This is a genomic window from Streptomyces sp. NRRL F-5122 (genome assembly GCF_001507435.1).
Taxonomy (GTDB): Bacteria; Actinomycetota; Actinomycetes; order Streptomycetales; family Streptomycetaceae; genus Streptomyces; species Streptomyces lannensis.
This window is the reverse complement of the sequence record NZ_LMWH01000029.1, coordinates 1-5,401: the sequence shown is the minus strand read 5'-3', so window position 1 is coordinate 5,401 and position 5,401 is coordinate 1. Positions and strand designations below refer to the sequence as shown.

General features: G+C 66.4%; 3 protein-coding genes, 1 tRNA gene and 1 pseudogene. 2 read left to right on the top strand and 3 right to left on the bottom strand.

Going from position 1 to position 5,401, the window contains the following annotated elements; genetic code table 11:
* Nucleotides 1-670: 670 nt before the first annotated feature.
* Nucleotides 671-1,735, bottom strand: a pseudogene (locus ADL25_RS52125) (IS630 family transposase).
* On the opposite strand from ADL25_RS52125, the gene ADL25_RS05885 reads away from it, so the two are divergent.
* Nucleotides 1,723-2,058 carry a DUF6300 family protein gene (locus ADL25_RS05885; RefSeq protein ID WP_267889232.1) on the top strand — a complete coding sequence of 112 codons (336 nt, stop codon included), beginning with the start codon at nt 1,723-1,725 and terminating at the stop codon, nt 2,056-2,058. The pseudogene ADL25_RS52125 and the gene ADL25_RS05885 overlap by 13 nt on opposite strands.
* 209 nt (nt 2,059-2,267) lie before the next feature.
* Here ADL25_RS05885 and ADL25_RS05880 read toward each other — a convergent pair whose 3' ends face one another.
* Both ADL25_RS05880 and ADL25_RS05875 read right to left on the bottom strand, forming a co-directional pair.
* On the bottom strand, nt 2,268-2,867 hold the full coding sequence (locus ADL25_RS05880) for a hypothetical protein (protein ID WP_059126557.1): 600 nt from the start codon (nt 2,865-2,867) through the stop codon (nt 2,268-2,270).
* Between the two features lie 1,098 nt (nt 2,868-3,965).
* Nucleotides 3,966-4,052, bottom strand: a tRNA-Leu gene (locus ADL25_RS05875).
* A 287-nt stretch (nt 4,053-4,339) separates the two neighbouring features.
* Between ADL25_RS05875 and ADL25_RS05870 the strand changes: the two genes are divergently transcribed.
* Nucleotides 4,340-5,401 (top strand): endonuclease domain-containing protein (locus tag ADL25_RS05870; RefSeq protein WP_079050203.1); only part of this gene is annotated, 1,062 nt, incomplete at its 3' end.

Here is a 5,401-nt window from a genome sequence, read left to right as displayed (position 1 = left end):
CTGATGACGCACGCCCGACTCGACGCACTACGTGTCGCCGGCGCTGCTGAGTGAACAAGCACGTCGCTCGACATCCGCCACTGCCGCCCGAACGGGCAGACAAACGCTGCCCGTGGAAGGGGACAAAGCCAGACATTGGCGGCCAGCGACCCCCTGTCGCGTTCCATTCGCCGGTCAGTGCGTCGGCGTAGGCGACTTCGTGTGCGGCATCGGCGTACGGGGCGCCCCAGCGCGGTGCTGGGCAGCTGCCGCGCTGGTCGCGTGGCCTGATGCAGGGCGGCCGCTAGTGCGCCTCGCAGCCGCCCTGCTGGCCTGGTGCACCCGCACGTCGAAAGATGCGCCAAGCATGTTGGATAGCGCCGGAAGGGTGGGGACGTCTTACCTTGAGGTGACGGGCCCGCGGTGTGCACAGGTCCTCATTGGCGATACCTCCTCACGAGTCGATACAGGCTCCGGCACACCCATTTCGGCGTCGTTGCGGATCCGCCCGGCCAATGGCTTGTGGGTGTCGGACGAGCGGTTGGCGATTGCAGAGGGCCGGCATGCGGAGCTGTGGCTCGACGGTGCCGACAGCGTGGCCAACTACCGGCGGGTGTGGGAGGAGCTGCGGGAGTCGGCTGGGTACGGAGCCGACGCGCAGAACGTCATTACTGACTTCGGCGTCGTATGGTCAGTCCGGTCTGTCGAGAGTGAGGCCCGTCCCGGCGAGGAATCCGTCAAGGATGGCGCGCCGGTACTGCAGTGCTTTGAGCCGTCTGCGGAGCAGAGTCTCGAGGTTGCTGAGGGGGCGGGCGGCCAGGTTGGCCAGGCTCCGTTTGATGTGTGCCCACATGCCCTCGACCGGATTGAGCTCGGGCGCGTATCCGGGCAGCAGCACGACCGTCAGCCACTCGCGCTGCGCCACGAGTATCTGCATCGCCTTGGAGATGTGAGTGTTCAGCCGGTCCCACACCACGATCAGTGGGGCTTTGAGCAGGTGGTGGGCGCCATCCAGTAGGTGGATGTAGTCGCTCTCGCCCAGCGAGCGGCGCTCGTCCTTGCGGCCGGTGTAGCCGGTAGCACAGGCGGGCGGGAAGGCCCGGCTTGAAGCACAGCAGCCCGGCCACCGACAGGCGGCCACGGCTGCGCCCGGGAACGCGCACCGTCGGGGTGATCCCGCGTCGGCCCCAGGTGCGGCCCTTGGGAGGGCGGCCGGTCACGCCTGCTTCGTCCTCGAAGCAGGTGAAGGCGCCGGTCGCCGCCCGGAAGGTTTTACCTCCTGCCAGGTCGCCTCCCGCCATGCGGTGAACGCGTCCTCGCCGCGCTCGGCGGCGGGCCGGGCAGGCGTCTGCACGCTGTAGCCCATCCGGTGCAGCACCCGGGTCACCCCGGAGACGCTGTAGGAGATGTGGAACTTCCGCCCGATCAGTGTGCGTGCCCGGGCGGCGGTCCACACCTGGTCGTCCGTCCAGCCGTGTGCGGCCGGTCCTTCGTCCAGCCAGGCGGCGAGTCTGGCCTGAAGGTGGGGGCCGAGCCGGCAGTCGTAGCCCGGGGCCCCTTTGGACCGCAGGGCTTCCCGCCCGCCTGCCTTCCAGGCACGGCGCCATTGGTAGACGGACTTCTCGCTCACCCGTAACTCCCGGCCGATGCGCGGGACTTTCACAAGCTCCTCGAGGAGGTCGACGGCCTGCATCCTTATCTCTTCGCGGCGCTTGCGCTGCCCGGTGGTCAGCCCGCCCCCATCTGCGTACCGCATACCTCCGGGGTACCAGCCAAAGCGGACACCGTCACCAGGCCCGACGAAGACCCAGACCCTACGACGCCGAAGTCAGTATCAGCGCCGTGATGCCCCAGGACGACGACCAGGGGTGGCCGATCCATCTGGAACTGTGCACGTCCTGCGACTTGGGTGATGCGACGCGGCCCGCGGCCGGCATCCTCGTACAGTTCTTCGCCGACGGCGGCGGCCATGACGAAAGCCGGTCGCAGGAAGCCGCGCAGCTGCTGACGGAATGGACCAGGGAAGCCATGGCCGCTCACCGCTGGTACTGGCACGAGAAGCCGCCCGACCAGCTGTGAGCCCGCGGTTGTCGGGTGAGCTGTAGGACGATGCCCGCCGAAGGCGGCAGCCCTTCTGCTGATATGTGCCCCTTATGGGGAAGCTTGGCAGGACTGACGCACGCTGGATGGGCCAGCTACGTCAGGATCCGATCCCACTGGGGATAGCAGTCGATCAGCCTCGAGGAGCGGCGGTTCCGCTGGTGTGCCTTCTCGGGGCTGCTGTCAGCTCAGATCGTTGGTGTGTTGTCGATGGTTTCCTTGTGCGGTTCGACGACGAACCTCCAGCCAGCGCTGGGCTCCATGAACCGCACTCGGGTGGGGTAGATGTCCAGCGCGCGGCGGTCGCGGATCTGGTTGTTCGTGTTCTTCCGCCCGCGGGTCGGCTCTTCGAAGAGGTCGACCTTGACGTCCGGCACCGCGACGACTTCTTCGTTCCAGCGCTGAACGAGTCCCGCGCCGAATGCCTCTCTTGCGGCGGTGTAGAGCGATTCCAGAGATTCGTTGTCCCCGCCTGGCACGAAGAGGGCGAGGTTCAGGAGGACGCCAGCACTCTGGAGAACCTCGATTTCTTCCCCTGCCTCGTCGGCAACCCAGATCCCGCGCTCCTCAGCATTGTCTGGAAGAATGTGAACTTCCTTACCGAAGATTGTCCTTGCGGTGAAGGATCCTCCATCGAAATATTCACCCGGCTTCGTGAGGGAGGCCGGGGCGTAGCAATCGAGAGGAAGATCGTCTATATCTACCGAGACGAAGATGTCCTCTTGGAGGCCCAATTCTGAAACCTCCTCGGCCGTAAGACGTCGGGCCGTAACCTTTTTGGTGTTCACGCTATCTCCCTTTCTTCGTAGGGCTGCGGACAGGTCAGAGAGCAAGCCGCTGCTCGTGCTCGGCCAACAGCCCACCAGCGGTCAAGTGGTGGACCCCGAGGCGAGTGGTGCTGGCGGCTGGGTCGCGTCTTGAGGACGCTGCCCCGCACAAGATCGCAGACACGGGACCCGGGCAGCAAATCTTCATGGGGGAAGGCGGAAGCAGCAGCGTCGCGCCGGGGCACCGTGGGCTTCCCGACCCCGCCCCTCTGCTCAGGCACCCGCCCGTGCTCCCTTAGGGGTACACGGGGTTATGCAGGGGCGCTGGTGCATGCTCGCTCCTGCCCTGCTCTCTACGCCCATGTGGCGGGCCTTGGATAGGGGAATTGATTGGGGTTGGTTCCAGGCCTCCTCAAGCTGTCTTTTGACGTATCCTTAGATCGTCTTCGGGCAATGGACGTTGGTGAGTCTGCGCCAACCGTGTTCCGGCATATGTCCACCGGTAGGAATCCGGAGTGCTTGCGGGACTCTTTCAACTGCTCCCGTCTGGTGCGGCCGCAAGGAACTAGGGCATACGAACTCCTATCTAACTCTCCAGAATTGCTGCTTTCTGAGAGCGTTTGATGGAATATTCAGGTCCTGGGTGGGTCAGGTTTCCCGTGTAGGGCTTGGGCTACATCACGGCATCTATGAGTGGGTCGGTCTGTCCAGCGGTACCCGATCTCTAGACGTCCGGATGCACGCCGGTACCTGACAGCAGGCTCTGGGTCTCTTCGCGGTCTGGGTCCGCTTCCAGGCAGTATGACTCCATGACGTCTTCTCCTGCCCGCAAGCCGTCGCCGCCCGCAATCCTGGAAGATGCTGCGGTGGCCGTGGCCGTGGCCGTGGCCGTGGCCGTGACGGCGGCCGCAGGAGGTTGTTCATGCAGCCCGACGCGACCTGGTGGCGGCGATCAACACCTCCAGGCAGGCTGGAGAGCCGATCCAACGCATCGCCCAGCGCACCGGCTTGGATGCGGTGGCGGTGCGAAACATCCTGGCCGTTGCTCCGGCCCCGGCGCTGCACCGCTCGTCCTCGCTGCTCACGGTAGGCACGCCGCCGAGGTACCGGTGTACGCGGTGGTAGGAGTGGAGGGAGCCGAACCCTCACGCCCGCAAGGGCACCGGGACTTGAATCCGGCGCTTCTGCCCATTCCGCCACACTCCCTGGCGCTTCACACCCGGCCCAGGTGAACGACGGGGCCCGGGACCGGGACAGGCGAGCAGGGCCCTGCTCTCACGCAGGACGCAGCCCACCGTGCCGTGAAGCGATCATCACTGCAACCCCGGCGGGAGCCCGATGGGCAATCGCCATACAGCGGCATCAACGCATCAACGCCCGCCATGGCCTGGATGATGCGCGGGTGGACCAGGTCGTCGGCCTGGGCTTGCCGTCGTGCCCAGTACGAGTACGTCACCCATCAGTATGTCGCTGTCAGCCGTTAACCTGTCGGCATGTCAGAGCGTGTCACCTCGGGCCATAGCGGCGGCCTGATCACTTTGGGCACTGCGGACGCTCTGTGGGCCGGCTTGACGGACGGCAGCGCTGTGCCGACCGTTTCTGCGACGTTCACCTGCTTCCCTGCCGATGCCGGGGCGGGGTATGTCCTGCTGGGCGGCCGTGTGGTGGCGACGGTGAAGGCAGGCGGCGGCCAGTGGGCTGTTCCGGAGATGGAGGTGCGTCGGGCGGCAGCGGAATTGAACGTGGTGGAGATGGACCACGGGAACCTGGTCCGCATCGGTCCGTTCGGTGGCGCGCCGAAGCAGAATCAGAACGACAACACGCTGCTGCGATGGCGCCAGCGCATCGCCCGGGACCTGCAGAAGATGGGCGACGCCGAGCGGGCAGCGCCATCTGAAGAGGGGCGGCTGCACCATCTGGCAGGGATCGACTGGCGGCGGCTTCTCGTGGAAGAAACCCGGGACCACACGGTGCGGGCATGGTGGTTGCCGCGTGCCGTGGTCAGGTTGCTGGACGCGGCCGAGCACGCCGAAACGCGGTGGCTGCAAGCCGCACGGACCCGCCAGAACAGCACAGCCGCCACCGAGCCGCCGTCCCAGCGCCGGCAGATCCGAGCCGCCGACGGTCGGCAGACGACGAGCCCCCACAGCCCGACCACCGCGCCGCGCCCGTACAACGGAGAACTAAAAGGGCTCCTGTACTCGGCACTCAGCAGGAAACCCGGCATCTCCCGCAAGGTAGCTGAGTGGATGTGCGCCGTCTGCCACACCACACCCGCCACCGTGCTCGACCACTGCCACGAACACGGCTACGTCCGCGCCCCTGTCTGCCAGTCCTGCAACACACAAGAACGGCCCGACCACCTGTACAGCAACGACATTCGCGTGGCCAGCCACTACACGCGCCTTTTCGACACCCACACCGTCGACTGGCTCCGGCATTGGCACCGATGCCCCGGCTGCCGCACCCGGACCACCCTCCCACTGCCTCACCTTGCCGCATGGACCGCCTACATAGCCTGCCGATCACTGCGCCCGACCCACCGCGCCCCCCGC